The organism is Bacillus cereus group sp. BfR-BA-01408 (assembly GCF_022663305.1).
In the GTDB taxonomy this organism is placed as follows: Bacteria; Bacillota; Bacilli; order Bacillales; family Bacillaceae_G; genus Bacillus_A; species Bacillus_A pacificus.
On record NZ_JAKUFF010000255.1, the window covers coordinates 1 to 277 of the forward strand.

Below are 277 nucleotides of genomic sequence, written 5' to 3' on the forward strand. Positions count from 1 at the left end.
CTGCAGGATGACTTGGCGCATCCTCATTTTTAGAACGTAATACCGGGTTTTTCCAAGATTCTACTACTTTTTTTGATGACATTTTCAACACTCCTATTAATTTATTTTTTTTATAAAGATAATTAGTTACAAGAAAAATATACCTTTAGTTAAATTACGTTAATTATTGATATAGAAATTAGCACTTGCTTGTACATTTTGTAGTTGGACAAATCCCAAGACTTACTGCCACAATTGTAGGTGTCGCTGGCGTCGTTTCTGGATTTACATCTCCCGC

General features: G+C 33.6%; 2 protein-coding genes. Both read right to left on the bottom strand.

From position 1 onward, the window contains the following. On the bottom strand, nt 1-82 hold an 82-nt coding region (locus MR083_RS27195), incomplete at its 3' end, for a mersacidin/lichenicidin family type 2 lantibiotic (RefSeq protein ID WP_242270128.1). 96 nt (nt 83-178) lie between these two features. Next, nucleotides 179-277: class II lanthipeptide, LchA2/BrtA2 family (locus MR083_RS27200; protein WP_242270129.1), on the bottom strand; the 99-nt coding region annotated here is incomplete at its 5' end.